The organism is Prosthecobacter sp. GW821-HT29F12 (assembly GCF_058803405.1).
Genome location: NZ_CM179517.1, coordinates 210,560 through 228,121 on the forward strand (window position 1 = coordinate 210,560; position 17,562 = coordinate 228,121).

The window sequence follows — 17,562 nt, forward strand, 5'->3', positions numbered from 1 at the left end:
TAGCTGAAATGGAATGCGCCGCCCGCCTGCACGCGCCCTCTGACGCCCCTTCCTTTTTCCGGCCTTGCGGCCACCTGCGGGCTGCATCATAGACGGGTTGTGAAATCCCATCTTCCGAATCATCCCATGCAGATCTATCTCATCCGCCACGGCGAGGTGGAGGAGAAGTATCACAAGGTGTTTGGCGGCTCGCGCATCGACATGGGACTTTCGCCTTTGGGATTGAAGCATGGCGAGGCGGTGGCGGCGTGGCTGAAGGACACGAAGATCGATGCGCTGTATGCCAGCCCCATGCTGCGGGTGCAGCAGACGCTGGAGCCGCTGGCCAGACGGCGCGGAATGCAGGCGGAACTGCTGCCCGGACTGCGCGAGATCGACTTTGGCGACTGGACCGGACACCGCTGGGATGAGGTGCAGTCGAACTTTGGTCAGAGCGCCTTTGACTGGCTGGAGATCATTGAGAACAACGGCATCATGAACGGCGAGACCATCGACGCTTTGATGTCCCGCGTGCGCGAGAGCCTGCTGCAGATCATCCATGCGCACCCGCATCAGCAGGTGGCCATCTACTGCCACGGCGGCATCATCCGCGCAATCATCGCGCTGCTGCTGGACATGCCGCTCAAACACATGGCCTTCTTCAACATCGAGTACGGCAGCATCAGCCTGGTGGAGCTGCTGCCGGAGCGGAAGCATGCGGTGGAGATCGAACTGCTGAACTTTCAGCCGCCTGTTGCTTGAACGGAAGCTGACCAGTTGCGCTGCAACTGGTCAGAAGGAACTCCAGTTGCGGCGCAACTGGACAACTTTTAGTAATTCAACGGCTTCAGCTCGGGCAGGAGGAACTTGCCGTCTTTGCGGATGAGCTTGCCGTCGAAATGGATTTCTCCGCCGCCGTATTCGGGGCGCTGGATGTTGACGAGGTCCCAGTGGACCTGGCTGCGGTTGCCGTTGTCTGCGACGCCTTCGTAGGCCTGGCCGGGGGTGAAGTGGAAGCTGCCGGCGATTTTTTCGTCGAACAGGATGTCGCGCATCGGTTCTTTGATCTCGCGGTTAAAGCCAATGGCGAACTCTCCGATGTAGCGGGCCCCTTCGTCGCTGTCGAGAATCTTGTTGATGGCAGGGGTGTTGTTGGCGGTGGCGTTGACGATCTTGCCCTTGTTGAACTCGAGCTTCACGGTGTCGAAGGCGATGCCTTGATAGATGGTGGGGGCGTTGTAGCTGATGACGCCTTCGACGCTGTCTTTGACGGGGGCGCTGAAGACCTCGCCATCGGGGATGTTGTGATTGCCGCCGCAGGCGATGGCCTTGAGGCCTTTGAGGCTGAAGCTGAGATCGGTGCCGGGGCCGGTGATGTGGACGTGCTTGGTTTTGTCCATGAGCTGCTTCAAGGCTTTCATGGCTGGCAGCAGGGCGGCGTAGTCCAGGAGGCAGACGCGGAAGAAGAAGTCTTCAAAGGCCTGGGTGCTCATGCCCGCCTGCTGGGCCATGGAGGCGGTGGGCCAGCGCAGGACGACCCAGCGGCTGTTGTTCACGCGCTCGTTCTGCACGGGGCGCAGCTTGGCCATGACGAGCTTCATTTTCTCCGGCGGCACGTCGGCGGCTTCGGTGATGTTGTGGCTGCCGCGCACGGCGATGTAGCAGTCGGTCTGCTTCATCAGGGCGAGGTTGTTTTCCGCGATGATGTCGTACTGCTTCGCATCAGCATGGATCATCTGTTCGCGGGTGAGCACGGCGTCATTGATGCGCACCATGGGCAGACCGCCGACGGCGACGACTTCACGGATGAGGCTCTGGCCGACGGTGTTCGGCACGTCGAAGAGGTCGATCCAGACCAGGTCACCTTTTTTAACCTTGGTGGAGTAGCGGACAAGCTGGCGTGAGAGGGCGTCAATTCGGGGATCGTGCATGATGAAGGGACTGTGGCGGAAAAGACACGGACTGGCAAAAGGGAAAATCGGGGGAATAGTGGGTGCATGCGCTTTCTACTCCTTTTCCTCCTGGGTGTGCTGAGCCATTCTATGACCTGTGCGCAGTCACCGGAATGGGTCAAAGAGCTCACGCCTGGCACTGCAGGAACTCACAGGAAGGTGCCGCCGTGCAAGCTGACTTTTGACATCGGCTGGAGCCATGTAATGACGGCCGGACAGGCCACGCTGACCGTGCGTGAAGCGGGTGAGTACTGGCGTGCCGATGCCTCCGCCTCGAGCACGGGACTGGCGCGCTCTTTGTGGAAGTACGACTGTGAGATGACCTCCATCATGCACCGTGGTGATCTGCGTGCACACTTTCTACAGCACCGTGAGACGGACAGTGAAGAGACCTGCCGCTACCGCGTGGCATTTGAGCGGCACCGTGTGATCACGCAGACGCAGGTGCAGCCGGTGAAGGGATCCCCATCCAGTTCCACCGCCGTGTGCGCCTATGGCCCCATGGATGACATTCTTTCCGTGATCCTGTATGTGCGCAGCCTGGAGCTGAAGAACGGGCAAAAAATCACACGGGTGGTGCAGCCCTGGGATACGCCCTACCTGACCACCTTTGAGGTGCAGGGACGCGAGACCATTACGTATGGCGGGCAGAAGCGGCCCTGCATCAAGCTGGGGCTGAAGATTCGAAAAATCGACCGCACCACGCTGGCCCTCAGCGCCTACAAGAAGATGAAGACGGCGACCATCTGGGTTTCAGATGATGAGCTGCGCATTCCCATCGAGATGAATGCCAGTGTTTTTGTCGGCTTCATGTTTGCCCGGCTGACGAAGTTCGAAACACTCAGCGGCAAAGAAGCGACGGCTTCATTGCCTCACAGAATCACGGTTAAAGCACCACCTGCGCCTTAAGGAGCGGCGGTTGCTGCTTCGACGCTGATTTTGATGTCGTCAAAGAACACAGGTTCACCTGAAAACGGGGTGGCCCAGATGGCGCACTTGCCCTGGCCTTTGAGCTTGGTGTCCTCGTGCTTGATGAGAGGTTCAGCAGGCTCTGCGGCATCGGCAGGCCAGGCTTTGCCGGTGATGGTCCAGGCGTCTCCGGCACCCTTTTTGGCTTCAAGTTTGACCTTTACCCAAGCTTCGCTGGTCCAGGCAAAGGGGACGGTGACAAGTGTCTGGTCGCCTTTGACGAGGTCGAGGGATTTCTTGGCGGCATTGACGATGAGCCGGTGGCCGCTCATGCCATGCACGCTGACGCCGAAGCGCGGTGTGCTGCGGCCGCGCTTGATGGCGAGGATTTTGGCTTCAATGCTGGCATTGCCGCTGGCGGAGACTGCCAGCTGGGCGCTGGCATCGGTGACGGGATTGGGATCGATGACGATGGCCTTGTTGCCATCGCGTGCGGCGATCTTGATGGTGCCATCCACGATGAAGACTTCCTTGGGCGGCTCGCCTTCGGCCCAGTCGTCAGCCTTGATCTCGAAAGATTGCAGCTGCTGGGCGTGAAGAGAGAAGGTGGCGAACAGGCTGGCGGCAAGAAGCAGTCGTTTCATGGCGGAGAAAACGAAACTGACTCAGCGCACGGGTTCTTTCAGCAGTGCGAGGGCTTCAAGGGCGGAGGCGTCTTCATGCACGACGGCCGCGATGCTGCGGGCGATGGCGGCAGGGTTTTTGTGCTGCCAGACGTTGCGGCCGATCGCCACGCCGGCGGCACCGGCGTCCATGGCGTCTTCAACCATCTTCAGGAGGCCTGCGTCGTCTCCCATGGCGGCACCACCGAGGATGATGACAGGGACGAAGCTCTGGCCGATGATACGGCGGAAGTCGTCCACGTTGCCATTGGTTGGGTAGGGGCACTTCACGACATCCGAGCCGAGTTCGGCAGCGAGACGGACCGCAAAGCTGACATTTTCCACAGTGTATTTTTCCGGAGCACCCAGCGCGTAGGGCAGGGCTTCCAGGATGACGGGAATGTCTGTGTCGAGGCTGAGGCGGATGAGGTCGGCGCACTCCTGGAAATTGGCCTTCTCATAGGCGGAGAAGGGGTAGAGCATGTTCATGACGGCATTGGCACCGACCATTTCCGCTTCTTCGACGCCGAAGACGCCGATGCTGCCAGCGCCTTCACCTGTGGTGCGGGTGTTGTAGACGTCCGTGCGGAGGATGATGCCCTTGCCAGCGAGGCTGTCGGCGGCGCGCAGGGCGACGCCGAGGTTCATGACGTAGCCATCGACGAATTCGTTGACCTGATCGATGAGCTGAAAGGGATTTTCCAAGCCAGGCACTGGAATGGCGCAACCGTGGTCAATGGGAAGGATGACGGTCTTGCCGTTGCGAAAGAGGGATTCGAGATTTTCCTGGCGGTTCATGGGGTCGGGATGGGGAATGAGACGTTTCTTCGCAGCGATGCACGCCCCGTGCAAACCAAAATCCACCCCATCAGGCCGGCCGCGTCCTCAGCGGGCAATTCTCTGAGGCTGACTTTTGACCTTCTCAATTTCTCGGTTGGAGCTCTCCTCTGCGCGCTCAAAGCGTGTTTTGTCACGTTTGTGATCCCGCACCAAGTCGACCGTCCAGAAGGCTCCGCTGAGGCCGGTGGAGAGCAGTAGCAGGAACAGCGTGAAGCAGATGAAGGACATCTGGCGCTCCTGGCTGCGCCGCTGATCCCGATTGGAATCCACATCGAGCACTCCGAGCAAATCCATCCACCAGAGTCGCCAGACGCTCGGGTCACGTGCGATGTTCAATGCCCAGAAACTGACGAACAGCGCAAGAATGGAGGCGATGGCGAGACCGATGGGCATACTATATCAAACTTTGCCCGGAAACACGCAACGGATGTCGTTTTCAGAAGAAGCTGCCGCCGCAATTCACCAGTTTTTGATCCATTTGACGGACAAGGTTGGGTCCGTCAGAGAATTGATGCTTTGCTTGGTGGTGTTTTGCTCATCTTCTGAGTATGACCAGAGATCATACGTCGTGTTGATGGTGGTGGGAGTGGGGGTGCTGCCCCCGGTTCCAGCGCCGGTCGTGGTGGTGGTGGGGATTGCTGCTTTAAGATACTGAAAGGGGTGACCAAAGCCGTCGATCAGAATGTAAGTGCTGCCTTTTCGGGTGAAGATGGTCTGTGGGATTTCGACGAACATCTTGTTTTTGAGTTCGGCCACGCCTTCCACTTTGCCATCGGACGTGCCACCTGATCCGCCGCCTGCTGCATCGCCGGTGACCCCTTTGATCTGGTCGTAACCGTCACCTGTCAGCGCCTGATAGAGGCAAGAAGCCCCGGAGGTGTCATAGGTGGCCAAGCCGGGAGGAAACTGCACCATTTGATTGCTGTTTGCCGGCTGTGGGTATTCACCGAATTCCGTGTTGTAGCGTTCAAGGGCGAGTTTGATGGCCTCAAACGTTCCTGTGGTCAGGCGCCGTTTTGATGAGCGCATGGCATAGGTGTATCCGCCCATTGTCAGGGCGGCAAGCAACGAGATGATGGTGACCACGATGAGCATCTCCACCAGGGTGAAGGCACGCGTACGTGAATGGAATGACAAGCGGGTTGATTTCATGACTCCAAGGTTGGTTGGGGGTGGTGTCCTGTCCTAGCCGCCAGCGCCGCTGAGGTTTTTGATCACGTCGATGAGCGGGAGGAAGAGAGCCATGACGATCACGCCCACGACGAGGGCGAGCACGACGATCATCAGGGGCTCCAGCATGGAGGTGAGGGCGGAGACGGAATTGTCCACTTCGTCTTCATAGACGTCAGCGATTTTCAGAAGCATTTCAGGAAGCTGGCCGGTTTCCTCACCCACGTCGACCATGGAGATCACCATCGGGGGAAATACGTTGCTGGACTCCAGAGGCGCCACCATGGACTCACCTTCTTTCACAGCGTCATGCACCTTGGTGATGGCGTCGGAGATGATTGTGTTGCCGGCGGTGTCGCGGGTGATGTTCAGGGCCTGCAAGATGGGCACGCCGGAGGTCACCAGCGTTCCCAGCGTGCGGGTGAAACGTGAGATGGCGGTTTTGCTCTGCACATCGCCGAAGAGCGGGAGCTTGAGCTTGGTGCGGTCGATCCACCGGCGTCCGCCTTTGGTCGCGGCCATCATGCGCCAGCCGACGATGATCGCTGCCACACCGGCCACCTGATACCAGATGTAGTCGTACATGGTGCGGCTGAAGCCGATGACGAATTTCGTCAACGCCGGCAGCTTGTCTTTGCCGCCAGGGATCATGTCATCAAAGATGGACTCAAAGCGTGGAACGATGACCAGCATGAGGAAGACCATGATGGCTGCGGCGATGAACATGACGATGATCGGGTAAACCATCGCCGCGACAATCTTGTTCTTGAGCTTCTGGGCCTTTTCCTGGTACTCGGCAAGACGGTTGAGCACGAGCTCCAGCACACCGCCGAGTTCACCGGCTTTCACCATGTTGATGTAGAGCTTGTTGAAGATGCGCGGGTACTGCTGGAGGCTTTCGGAGAAGGTGCTGCCGGTCTGAACATTGTCCGCCAGCGTGGTGATCGTCCCTTTCATCACCAGATTGGGCTCCTGACGGCCCAGCACGGTGAGCCCGCGCAGCAAAGGCAGGCCGGAGTCGATGAGCGTGGCGAGCTGACGTGTGAAAATCATCAGGCTCTTGCTCTTTACCTTGGCGTTTGCACCGACTTTGACGGTCTTCGTTTTGCCCTTGGAGGTGGATTTGACGCGTTTCTTGATGGCAGCCGCCTGACCCTGGCCTTCGGCGGCGACGCTGGTCGGATAGAGGCCGGTCTGGCGCAGTTGATTGATGGCATCTGCCTCGGAGGCAGCGTCAAGATCTCCGGCGGTTTCCTGTCCGTTCTGATCCAGGGCGATGTAATGAAACGTGGGCATAGGGGCGTATCGTGGCGGCGTTTGTTCAGGGTAATTTTAGAATACCGGGACGGCGGGTGTTCTGTCCATCAAATAATGTACAGGGTTGCACTCGGCAGGGGCGCCGTCTGGCGTTGGGGAGATCAGGTGTATTTCAGCACTTCCTCGATCGTCGTCGATCCATCGTAAATTGCGCGCAGGCCGTCTTCACGCAGGGTGACCATGCCGAGCTCGATGGCTTTCTGCTTCAGGACGATGGAGGGCGCGCGGCCGGTGATAAGCTCGCGGATGGGGTCGGTGACATCCAGCAGCTCGTAGAGGCCCTTTCGGCCTTTGTAGCCGCTGTTGCCACAAACCGAGCAGCCAGAGCCGGTGTAGAAGTGCTTCCCACCGAGATCTTCCGGTGTGAGACCAAGCTGATTGAGAATGCTCAAGCTCGGTTCATACGGCGAACGGCAGCTCTTGCAGATGGTACGCAGAAGGCGCTGGGCGAGCACTCCCTCCAGCGTGGCAGAGACGAGGAAGGGTTCCACCCCCATGTCCACCAGACGGGTGACTGCGCCGGCGGAGTCGTTGGTGTGCAGGGTGCTGAGCACCAAGTGGCCGGTGAGGGAGGCCTGAATCGCGATCTGGGCGGTTTCAAGGTCACGCATTTCTCCCACCATGATGCGGTCAGGGTCCTGACGCAGGAAGGAGCGCAGGGCCTTGGCAAAGGTCAGACCCACCGCGTCATTGATCGGCACCTGCATGACGCCGTCGAGTTCGTATTCCACCGGGTCTTCGGCGGTGATCAGCTTGCAGTCGATGGTGTTGATCTTTCGCAGGCAGGCGTAGAGCGTGGTGGTCTTGCCGGCTCCGGTCGGACCGGTGACGATGAAGATGCCGTTGGGCTTGTGAATGGTCTCGACGATGTAGTCTTGAAGGAAGGGCTGCATGCCCAGCGCATCGAGCTCGATGTTGATCGAGGAGCGGTCAAGAACACGAAGAACCACAGACTCACCGTGCTGTGTGGGCAGGGAATTGACACGCATGTCCACCGGCTTGCCGCCGACGTTGGTCATGATGCGTCCGTCCTGCGGGATGCGGCGCTCGGCGATGTTCATGTTCGACATCACCTTGATACGGGAGATGATCGAGGTGGCTAGGTGAATGGGGGGCGGCGCCATTTCATACAGCGCGCCGTCCACACGATAGCGGATTTTAAACTCGCGCTCAAAGGGCTCAAAGTGAATGTCGCTCGCACGCTCCTTGATGGCCTGCTGCATCACCAGGTCGACGAACTTGACGATGGGTGCGGAATTCGCTTCTGCTTCGGCGGTGATGCCGTCTTTGCCGCTCTTGCCGAGCTGGCCGAAGATTTCCTCAATGCTGGGTGCGCCAGCGCCATAAAACTTCTCGATCAAGGTCAGCACCTGACTGCGGCGGGCGACGACAGGAACAATGGTTTTTTCGAGTCCAAAGCGCAGGTCTTCCACCAGCTGGGGATTGAGCGGATCGGTGAAGGCGACGTGCAGGCCCTGCGCATCCAGCGTGATCGGAAACGCGCCGTAGAGGCGTGCCATGCCAGCCGGAATCAAGGCGATGACGGAGGGCGGTGGTTCGAAATTGTCGAGGTCGAAGTGGTCGGCGCCGAGTTCATCGGCCACCTGCGCCCAGAATTCATCCTCATTGGTGTAGATGCCGTAGGCCAGCAGCACCTGGACAATGTCTTTGCCGTTTTGCACGGAATCCTGCTCGATGTCGTAGGCGAGACCTTTGTCGATCACGCCCCGGCTTTTGAGCATCTCTACCACATTATGGGGAGTCATAGTCGTCTGTAAGAAATGAAATTCGTTGGGGAAGTCTGGGAGTGAGGATCAATCGGCGTCAGACATGGTGGCTTCGATCACTTCGTCGGCGGTGGTCAGGCCGGAAAGCACCTTGCGGATGCCGTCTTCACGCAGGGTGCGCATGCCCAGTTCGCGTGCTCGTTTGCGCAGCTGGGGAGTGGTGAGCTGCTGGTTGATCATGCTGCGCACTTCGTCGTTGATTTTGAAAATCTCCACGAGGGACATACGACCGCGGAAACCACGCTGGCGGCATTTGGAGCAGCCGACGGCGCTCATGATGGTGGCCTCCGCCATCTGGGCGGCTTCGAGGCCGAGGGAGCGCAGTTCGTGATTGGAGAGTTTGCCGGGTTGTTTGCAGTCAGGGCAGAGCTTTCGGACGAGTCGCTGAGCTTCGATCGCGCGAACGGCGGAGGCGGTGAGGAAGGGCTTGACCCCGATGTCCGTGAGACGTGCCACGGCGCTCGGCGCATCGTTGGTATGCAGCGTACTGAAGACCAAGTGACCCGTGAGTGACGCCTGGATGGCGATGGAGGCCGTCTCCAAATCTCGAATTTCCCCCAGCATGATGATGTTGGGCGCCTGACGCAGCATGGCGCGCAGTGCAGCGGCGAAAGTCATGCCGACATCTTCCTTCACCATGACCTGGTTGATCCCCGCGAGTTCGTATTCGACCGGGTCTTCCACTGTGATGATCTTGCGGTCAGGGCGGTTAATGAAATTGAGGCAGGCGTACAGTGTGGTCGTTTTACCGGAGCCGGTGGGGCCGGTCACCAGAATGATGCCGTCAGGCAGCGTGATGAGCTGCTCAAAGGAGGCCTGGTCATCACTCAGGAATCCAAGATCCACGAGGCCGAGCTTCAGGCTGCTCTTGTCGAGCACACGCATGACGACGCTTTCACCGTTGTTGGTGGGGATGATCGACACACGCATGTCGATCTCCTTGTCATTGAAGTTCATCTGGATGCGGCCGTCCTGCGGGATGCGCTTTTCATCCAGCTGCATGGAGCCGGTCATGATTTTGAGACGCCCGATGATCGCGGAATGCAGGCGTTTGGGGTGGTGCTCCACGTCCACGAGGACACCGTCCATGCGGTAGCGGATGCGGATGTCCTTTTCCAGCGGCTCCACGTGAATATCAGAAGCCTTCTGCTTGAAGGCCTCCATCAGCATGTTCTGCACCAGCCTGATGACCGGGGCGTCAGCGTCTGAGGAAGTGCCAGCGTCTGCGCCCTTCGTTTCAATGCCAAGAATGGCTTCATTGCCATAGATATTGGACTGCACTGTCTTGATCAGACCCGGGGTGGAGCAGTAGTACTCGATGTCCGGCTGCAGCACATGTGGCAGAGCATCCAGCGTTTCGAAGTCAAACGGGTCGGATACTGCAATCTGCAAGGTGCTCCCGTTTATTCCCAGCGGCGCAATTTTATATTTCTTGGCCACATCCACAGGAACAAGTCCCTTCAGGCCTGGATGTGCTTCAAAGCCATTCAAATCGACGTATTCCATGCCGGAGCTGACGGCAACCGTGCGTGCGATCTGCTCGTCTGTGATCGTGCCTGTTTTAACCAGGATGGCAACGGCGCTCTCTCCAGGCTTCAGACCTGTTTTTGCATGCTGGATGTCACGCTCGGACAGCTGGCCGGTTTCCAGGAGCTGTTCGAGGAGGTATGCTTCATTGGAGTACATGAATTCGGATCTGCTTGGCGGGTGGTGCGTGAAAACGGTATTTTACGATAATCATCAGACTACAACCTCACGCAGGAAAGTGTCAACGTCTCGGCGCTCGCAACGTGAAAATTGATGACAATGAATGACAAACCGCTCCCGGAATGAGCGTTCGACTTGCCCTGCCCACCAATCACGACGACTCACCACCACCATCATGCACCTCGCTCAGCGCCTTTCTGTCCCGTTTCTCGGCATCTGCCTTGCCTTTTCCTGTTTCACTCCAAGCAAGGTGGGGGCGCACGATGCGGGCACGCAGATGTCCGCCATTGCCAAGGTCTTCCTGGCTGCGCTGACTCCGGAACAAAAAGCGAAGGCTTGTTTCGAGTTTGCCGCCGAGGAGCGCGAAAACTGGCACTTCATCCCGCGTGAGCGCAAGGGGCTGCCCCTCAAGGAAATGACGCCGCAGCAGCGCCTTCTCGCCCATGCTCTCTTAAATACCGGCCTCAGCTTCCGTGGCTCCGCCAAGGCGGTGACGATCATGAGTCTCGAAGAAGTGCTCTATCAAATGGAAGGCGCAGATGAATCCAAGCGCGCCGCCGTCCGCGAAAAGCGCGATCCAGAAAAATACTTTGTCTCGATTTTCGGCGAACCCGCCGACAAGGGAGCCTGGGGCTGGCGTGTGGAAGGACATCACCTGTCCTTGAATTTCACCATCAAAGACGGCCAGATGCTCCGTGCCACTCCCGCTTTCATGGGCACCAATCCAGGTGAAATCCGCCAGGGGCCGCTCACCGGACTGCGTGTGCTGGGAGTTGAGGAAGAACTGGGCCGTGAACTGGTCAAGTCGCTGACACCTGAGCAGTTCAAGACGGCATTCGTCGCCACGGAAGCCCCCAAGGAAATGATCACAGCAGCGGAGCACAAGGTGAACCCGCTATCACCTGCCGGTCTTGTTGATTCGGAACTCAACGCGAAGCAGAAGGACATGCTCACGCGCATCATTTCGGAGTACATTGACCGGATGCGTCCCGAAATCGCTGAAGCCGCCCGTGCCGAGTTTAAAGAGAGCGGTCCGATTTATTTTGCCTGGGCTGGTGGCAAGGAGCGCGGCGAACCGCACTACTACCGTGTGCAGGGAAAGACCTTCCTGCTCGAGTATGACAACACCCAGAACGATGCCAACCATGTGCACAGCGTCTGGCGCAGCTTTGACGGCGACTTTGGCCGTGATCTGCTCGGTGAGCATGTGAAGAAGGCTCATTGATGCCGGCATGCTCCATGCGGGGATGATCTTTTCCCGCATGAGATCATGCACGCATTTTGTGTGCCTGTTTTGGTTGCGCACAGCTATTCGCAAACTGTTCACAGCTTGTTCGCTGCTGTTTGCACAGATCTTCACATTTTAATGCAAATTAATTTTGAATGTTTTGTTCGTTTGGATGGAAACTTCAAAAAATATATCGAAGAAGAGCTTGTTTCATGTGTCGGTTTCGACATACAAAGCATGGTCGTTTAAAAAGATATTCGATGGCCTCCTGATTGCTCCCATTTGAATACCTGCCGACGCATCTTACCAACCTAATCCCGACCTCATTCTCCCAGAAACACTCATCATGGCGCGCAACGATGAAAACTCGAATCACACTTCCCTCAATGGCTCGGCTCACCATGCACACACAGAACTGTTCACACCTGTTCCCACGGTTTGGGACCAGGTCTGCGAAGTTTTGGTAAAGCGTCTGGGCGGGGATAATTTTCAACGCTGCTTCAGCGGCACCTCGGGTCGTCTGGCAGATGATGGCAGGTTCATCATCACCGTGCCGAATCCGATCCATCAGCTGTGGATCGAGAGCAATCACACGGTGGCCGTTGCCGATGCCGTGGCTGAAGTTACTGGAGTGCCTGCAGTCATTGAGTTTCATGTGGCGACGGAACCGACCCCGGTTTCCTACGCGCCCATGCCCGAACTCAAGGCTGCGCGTGTCAACGCCGGTGACCAGGCTCCGATCCGTTTCTTCAGCGAAGCGGGACTGAACGCCAAGTTCAACTTCGACAGCTATGTCATCGGCCCTAACAGCAGCTATTCTGTGGCTGTTGCCAAGGCGGTGGCTGAAAAGCCGGGCCGCATCTACAATCCGCTGTTCTTCTACGGTCCCACCGGCCTGGGCAAGACGCACCTCCTGCAGGCCATCGGCCAGGAAGTGCTGGCGCGCAAACCACGTGCGAACGTTCGCTACGTCACCTCCGAGCAGTTTACCAACGAGTTCGTGGATGCCATCAAGCGCCAGACCTTCAGCCAGTTCCGCCAGAAATACCGCAAGGTGGATGTGCTGCTCATCGACGACGTGCATTTCTTCGAAGGCAAGGACAGCACTCAGGAAGAGTTCTTCCACACCTTCAACGAGCTCTTCAACAACGCGAAGCAGATCGTCCTGGCCAGCGACCGCCCGCCGAGCGAGATCAAAAATCTCGAAAGCCGCCTCGTCTCACGCTTTGAATGGGGTCTTGCCACGCAGATCCAGGTGCCGGATTTTGAAACCCGCATCGCCATCCTGCGCCGCAAGCAGAGCGACTTCAACGTCTCTCTCGACCCATGGATCCTCGATTTCATGGCACAGCGCATCCGTGTGAACGTGCGCAAGCTGGAAGGCGCGCTCATGCGCGTCGCTGCTCATGTCTCGCTCGAAGGCACCGTCCCCACGGAGTCTGCGCTCGCGACGATGCTGCATGATGTGATCGATGAAGATCCATCAAAGACCGTCACTGTGGACCGCATCCAGCGCATCATCGCCACGCATTACGATCTGCGCGTCAGTGACCTCACCGGCCCGCGTCGTCCGAAAAACATCGCCGAAGCCCGTCAGGTGGCCATGTATCTGACGCGCACCCTGACCAAGCTTCCGCTGGTGCAGATCGGTGATGAATTCGGTGGCCGTGACCACGGCACCGTCATTCACGCCTGCAAAGTCGTCACGAACCTCGTCAATGGTTCCAACGACTTCAAGCGCACGCTGGATTCGCTCGCTGGGAAAATCCGCGAGAGCTGAGTCGCTTTTCACGATGGAGCATTGCAGGCGCGTCAGCGTCCTGGAGTGCTCCATTCCTCTGGAGCTTTACGCAGGCTAAGGAACGCTCGAAGCGCCGGAGGACCGACGCTTCGAGGCCACTATCGCGTTCGAGTGGGCGCTCAGGAGTCTATCAAAACGCCTCACTTCACCACGCTCAGCGTTCCCCACATCAGAACGGCATGCCCTGGGAAGGTGCAGACGAATTCGTATTCACCGGGTTGTGAGGGGGCTTTGAGTTTGATGGTTTCTTTCTGGCCGGGTTCGAGGAGCTTGGTGGCGGCGAGAATTTGCTTCTCAAAGGCGGCGGGCATGAAGGCGCGGCCTTGCTTGTCGAGCTTGTCAGGCGTCATGGTCATGGCGGCGGTGCCGATTTCCATGTGCTTGCCGGGAGGGACGATGACGAAATTGTGCGGCATGACGTCGTCGTTTTCGAAGATGACTTCAAACTGCTTGCCGGCGGTGACTTCGATCCGGGTGGTGTCAAAGCGGAGCTGCTCATGCACAGTGTGAACAACGAAGACATCGACACTGATGGTCTTCAGTTCGGCGAGGGTGGCTTTGCCAGCGTCTCCCTGCAGCGCGGCCATTTCTTTGGCGGCGGCAATGATCTCGACATACTCGGGTTTGCTGCGGTCGGCGGGTTTCACCGTCCTGCCGTAGGCGAGGACGGCGTCGGTGACGGGTTTCGCTTTGGCGGCGTCCCAGCTGGCTTTCGGGAATTTCATGAGGGCCTTGGCGGCGGCGTTGCGCTCTTTGCCGTCGATGAGGTGCCGTGCCACGATCTGGAAGTTCGCGGCAGCATTGTCCGCACCCATGAGTGGCAGGGCGGTGAGCACGGCGCGCAGGCGGCCACCGTCGAGTTTGGCATCTCCCAGCAGGGCGGTGAGATGGGGCTGGAACTTGGCGCGCAGGGCGGCTTCGTTGGCAGGGATGAGGGCGATGGCTTCGATGAGGTAATTGCGTTCACCGCCGTCGGTGACGGCCTTCCAGAGGTTGTCCGGCGTTTTGTCTCCGACGATGTAGGCGGCGTAGCAAGCGCGTTTCACCGGGGCCTGTTTCGCGTCTTTGGCCAGGGTTTTGATGAGGGTGCCGTGGCGGGCCAGCATGCCCGGGGATTGCGCGAGCAACAGTTTGCCGAGGTCGTCTGCGGTGGCGTTGAGCTTGCCGTCTGCGGCTTCGATGCGCTTCAGCATGTTCACAAGCACGACAGGGGTGTCGTCACCGCTTGTCTTGGCGAGTTCTTCGAGGGCCTTCGCGCGCACATCAGCCGTGAGTTTGGGGCGGGTGAGTTTTTCGATGAGCACGGGTTCCAGATCGGGCAGGCCTTTCAAATCGGCATCGGTGGTCTTGGAGATGAACTCGGCCAGTGCTCCGGGGTCTTTCGGCAGGATCTTGGTCTTGAGCACGGACTGCAGTCCTTTGCTGCATTCGCTGAAGACGTGGTCGATGTAATAGTCGGTGGGCTGTTTGAGCACATCGTAGGCAATTTCAAGAGCCTTCTCCGCATCGGGCGTGGGCTGGTAGAAGCTGAGAGCACGGACGGCGTGCATGCGCACCGGCATGGCAGGGTCGTTGACGGCAACCTTGAGCAGATCAAGCGCGCCTGGAACGCGGTCCTTCCAGTAGCAGAGCACGCGCGTCGCTGCGGCACGGGCGCGAGGCTCGGGAGATTTCAAAACGGCTTTGAGCAGATCCACATCCACGACATCCACCCACTGGTGCGTCCACAGCGCTTCAAGACGATGGTGCTCGTATTCTTTGTCGCTCGGATCGAGCTTGGCGGCCCAGGCTTTTGCAGCCGCGGCGACCTTGGCGGGATCATGCTTGGCGAGTTCTATCTTGCTGCGCATGCGTACGTTGTCTTCCCAAGCTTTGAGGTTTTCGAGCAGGTGCTCGATGCTCTCGCCGTAGATTTTGGCAGGCTTGAGCAGCGCACGGCCTTCGTAGGTCAGCTTGTAGATGCGGCCGTGCAGGTGGTCGCGGTTCGGATCACGCAGGTGGTGCTGCATATGGCCGATGATGGCGTTTGACCAGTCGCAAAAATACAGCGCGCCATCCGGGCCGACGCTGACGGCGCTGGGGCGGAAGGTAGGGTAAACGGCGGGGTCGACCTTGACGAGTTCATTGCTGACTTCGCCCTTCAAAGCAGAACCGTCAGGCATGAGCGGCACGCGCCAGATGCCCTGGAAACTGATGACATTGCAGTTGAGGAAATTGTTCTGCCAGTCGTCCGGAAAGTGACGGCTGGAGATGAGATTGTTGCCAGCGGCAGGGCGTGCGGGGCGTTTCCAAAACTCCTGCAGCTTGGCGCTGCCGCCGCCTTCGCGTGGCAGATAGCAGGAGGAGGCTTCGGCAAAGGTGTTAACGTTGCCGGTGGCGTCGGTGAAGAAGGCATTGCCCCAGCGATCCCAAACTTTGCCGTGGGGATTCACCGTGGCGTCTGTGGTGAAGCGCTCCAGCGTGCGGCGGTTGAGGTCAAAGCGGTAGATGCAGCCGTTCGTGTTGCGCACAGGACCGTAGAGTGTCTCCACCTGAGTGCGATGGAAGACGCCGTCACTCGGATACAGGGCGCCGCCGCAGTCGTAGCTCAGCGCATTCGTTTCATGGTGGGAGTCGGCGGCGCAGAGGCCCATCAGCAGAATGGTGCGCTTGTCGCTTTTGCCGTCGCCATCGGTGTCTTCGAGATACACGAGATTGGGCGACTGCATGACGATGACGCCATCCTTGTAGAAATTAAAGCCGGTGGGGCAGTTCAGATTGTCGGCAAACTCGGTCATCTTGTCCGCTGCGCCGTCACCGTCGGTGTCTTCAAAGACCAGCAGGCTGTCACCCTTGGTGCTGGTGGGGGTGCGCTCGGGGTAGTTCCGCCAGGCGCTGATCCACAGGCGGCCGCGGGTGTCCCAGGCCATCTGCACCGGTTTGGCGAGTTCGGGGAACCTCTTTTCATCGGCAAAGAGCGTGATCTTAAGTCCGGCTTCAGGCTGGATGTTTTTCATTGCCTCCTTGGCGTCAGGGAAAGCTACAAGCCCTTCGGGAGTGAAGGTCATGCCGGTCATCGGCACCTTGTTGAACTCCTTGCCCTCCTTCGGGTTGGGCATGTTGGTCGGGACTTTTTCCACGGGCGGCAGGTTGTCGTCTTTGACTTCGAGATCGCCGCCTTTGGCGATGGCGTGGACGCGCTGATCGCGGTTGGCCGTCTTCACATCGCGCTGGGCCATTTCCTCCATCATCACCTGATAGTTGGAAATGTAGGGCTTCTCGGGATTGCGCTCGTTCTGCTTGAAACCACCTACGCCGGCAGCGTAGGCGAGGCCGGAGCGGCCGCCATAGACGTTGTAGCCGTCCACGGTGCGGTAGCGCTGGTGCCATTCCCAGTTTTTGTCGTTGATGGCCTTGCGCAGTTTTTCATTCACCTGCGGTGCATCCTTGCCGGTGAGGGATTTGAAGGCGGCTTCCGCGATGGCCTTTTCCCCGCTGTCGGTAATGTAGAGGCCGTCGAGCGTGGAGCCCTCCGGCAGGCCCTTGGCGCTGGGCTGGAAGAGATCCACAAACGTCACGCCTTTCGCGGCGGCGACTTCATTCATCGCGGCGGCGTAGTTTTGGATGTTCGTGTTCTTTTCCTCCACCGGAGGGAGGCTGGGATTGGCCAGCTTTTGCAGGGCGATGGGCGAGAACAGCACGATGCGCGGCGCGCCTTTACCGCTGTAATTCTGCGCCTTCGCGTCGTCGATGAACTTGGCGAGGTTCTTTTTGAACTCCTCGATGCCCTCGTAGCCCTTGAAGGATTCATTGTAGCCGTAAAAAGCGAAAATGACGTCCGCCTTCACCTTCGTGAGCCACTCGTCGCGTGTGCCGAAGTTGTCGATGCGGTGCCAGGTCTGCACCTCATCGCCGGCAAAGGCCAGATTGCGGAAGGTGAGGTCCTTGCCGGCATTGGCCTGCGTCAGCATCGACTCCAGCCAGCCGGAATATTGAGAACGGTCAGGCAGCGCATTGCCGAGGATGGCGATGCTGTCGCCCTGCTTGAGTTCGATCTCAGCCTGGAGCGAGACGGTAAGGGCGAGGAGGATGGAGAGCAGTTTCTTCATGTGGGTTGGAAACGGAAGGGCAGTGGAATACGGGCCTGCAGCGTCAATGTTTGCCAGACAAAGCACAAGTTTCGCCCCGGGCCGAGGGCATCATATATGTTTACTCTCACAGGCGGTTGTGA

Annotated in this window: 13 protein-coding genes; 4 read left to right on the plus strand and 9 right to left on the minus strand. The window is 58.6% G+C overall.

Annotated features, from left to right (window positions below; translation table 11 throughout):
* Positions 1 to 99: 99 nt before the first annotated feature.
* On the plus strand, positions 100 to 741 hold the full coding sequence (locus AC3RLQ_RS00790) for a histidine phosphatase family protein (RefSeq protein WP_493033427.1): 642 nt from the start codon (positions 100 to 102) through the stop codon (positions 739 to 741).
* A 68-nt stretch (positions 742 to 809) separates the two neighbouring features.
* Here AC3RLQ_RS00790 and AC3RLQ_RS00795 read toward each other — a convergent pair whose 3' ends face one another.
* Positions 810 to 1,910 carry an aminopeptidase gene (locus AC3RLQ_RS00795; protein ID WP_493033429.1) on the minus strand — a complete coding sequence of 367 codons (1,101 nt, stop codon included), beginning with the start codon at positions 1,908 to 1,910 and terminating at the stop codon, positions 810 to 812.
* A gap of 66 nt (positions 1,911 to 1,976) precedes the next feature.
* On the opposite strand from AC3RLQ_RS00795, the gene AC3RLQ_RS00800 reads away from it, so the two are divergent.
* Complete coding sequence (locus AC3RLQ_RS00800) at positions 1,977 to 2,840, plus strand: DUF3108 domain-containing protein (RefSeq protein WP_493033431.1); 864 nt, start codon at positions 1,977 to 1,979, stop codon at positions 2,838 to 2,840.
* Here AC3RLQ_RS00800 and AC3RLQ_RS00805 read toward each other — a convergent pair.
* From AC3RLQ_RS00805 to AC3RLQ_RS00835, 7 genes are all read right to left on the minus strand, one after another.
* Positions 2,837 to 3,484 carry a hypothetical protein gene (locus AC3RLQ_RS00805; RefSeq protein WP_493033433.1) on the minus strand — a complete coding sequence of 216 codons (648 nt, stop codon included), beginning with the start codon at positions 3,482 to 3,484 and terminating at the stop codon, positions 2,837 to 2,839. The two genes, AC3RLQ_RS00800 and AC3RLQ_RS00805, sit on opposite strands and share 4 nt — an antisense overlap.
* Before the next feature lie 21 nt (positions 3,485 to 3,505).
* Complete coding sequence (locus AC3RLQ_RS00810; protein ID WP_493033435.1) at positions 3,506 to 4,300, minus strand: class I fructose-bisphosphate aldolase; 795 nt, start codon at positions 4,298 to 4,300, stop codon at positions 3,506 to 3,508.
* Between the two features lie 87 nt (positions 4,301 to 4,387).
* A complete protein-coding gene (locus tag AC3RLQ_RS00815; protein ID WP_397383745.1) occupies positions 4,388 to 4,735 on the minus strand; it encodes a hypothetical protein in 348 nt (115 codons plus the stop codon).
* Between the two features lie 66 nt (positions 4,736 to 4,801).
* A complete protein-coding gene (locus tag AC3RLQ_RS00820; RefSeq protein WP_493033437.1) occupies positions 4,802 to 5,494 on the minus strand; it encodes a type II secretion system protein in 693 nt (230 codons plus the stop codon).
* Between the two features lie 33 nt (positions 5,495 to 5,527).
* On the minus strand, positions 5,528 to 6,808 hold the full coding sequence (locus AC3RLQ_RS00825; RefSeq protein WP_493033439.1) for a type II secretion system F family protein: 1,281 nt from the start codon (positions 6,806 to 6,808) through the stop codon (positions 5,528 to 5,530).
* Between the two features lie 122 nt (positions 6,809 to 6,930).
* Entirely contained in the window at positions 6,931 to 8,595 is a 1,665-nt protein-coding gene (locus tag AC3RLQ_RS00830) for a GspE/PulE family protein (protein ID WP_493033441.1), read from the minus strand.
* A 48-nt stretch (positions 8,596 to 8,643) separates the two neighbouring features.
* Positions 8,644 to 10,302 carry a GspE/PulE family protein gene (locus AC3RLQ_RS00835; protein ID WP_422319985.1) on the minus strand — a complete coding sequence of 553 codons (1,659 nt, stop codon included), beginning with the start codon at positions 10,300 to 10,302 and terminating at the stop codon, positions 8,644 to 8,646.
* 196 nt (positions 10,303 to 10,498) lie between these two features.
* Here AC3RLQ_RS00835 and AC3RLQ_RS00840 point away from each other — a divergent pair, with 196 nt between their 5' ends.
* Together AC3RLQ_RS00840 and dnaA are read left to right on the plus strand one after the other, a co-directional pair.
* Entirely contained in the window at positions 10,499 to 11,548 is a 1,050-nt protein-coding gene (locus tag AC3RLQ_RS00840) for a DUF3500 domain-containing protein (RefSeq protein WP_493033443.1), read from the plus strand.
* A 349-nt stretch (positions 11,549 to 11,897) separates the two neighbouring features.
* Positions 11,898 to 13,331, plus strand: a complete 1,434-nt coding sequence (dnaA, locus tag AC3RLQ_RS00845; RefSeq protein WP_493033444.1) for a chromosomal replication initiator protein DnaA — start codon at positions 11,898 to 11,900, stop codon at positions 13,329 to 13,331.
* A 161-nt stretch (positions 13,332 to 13,492) separates the two neighbouring features.
* Here the strand turns inward: dnaA and AC3RLQ_RS00850 are convergent, their stop codons facing one another.
* Complete coding sequence (locus AC3RLQ_RS00850; protein WP_493033445.1) at positions 13,493 to 17,440, minus strand: PVC-type heme-binding CxxCH protein; 3,948 nt, start codon at positions 17,438 to 17,440, stop codon at positions 13,493 to 13,495.
* Between the last annotated feature and the right edge of the window lie 122 nt (positions 17,441 to 17,562).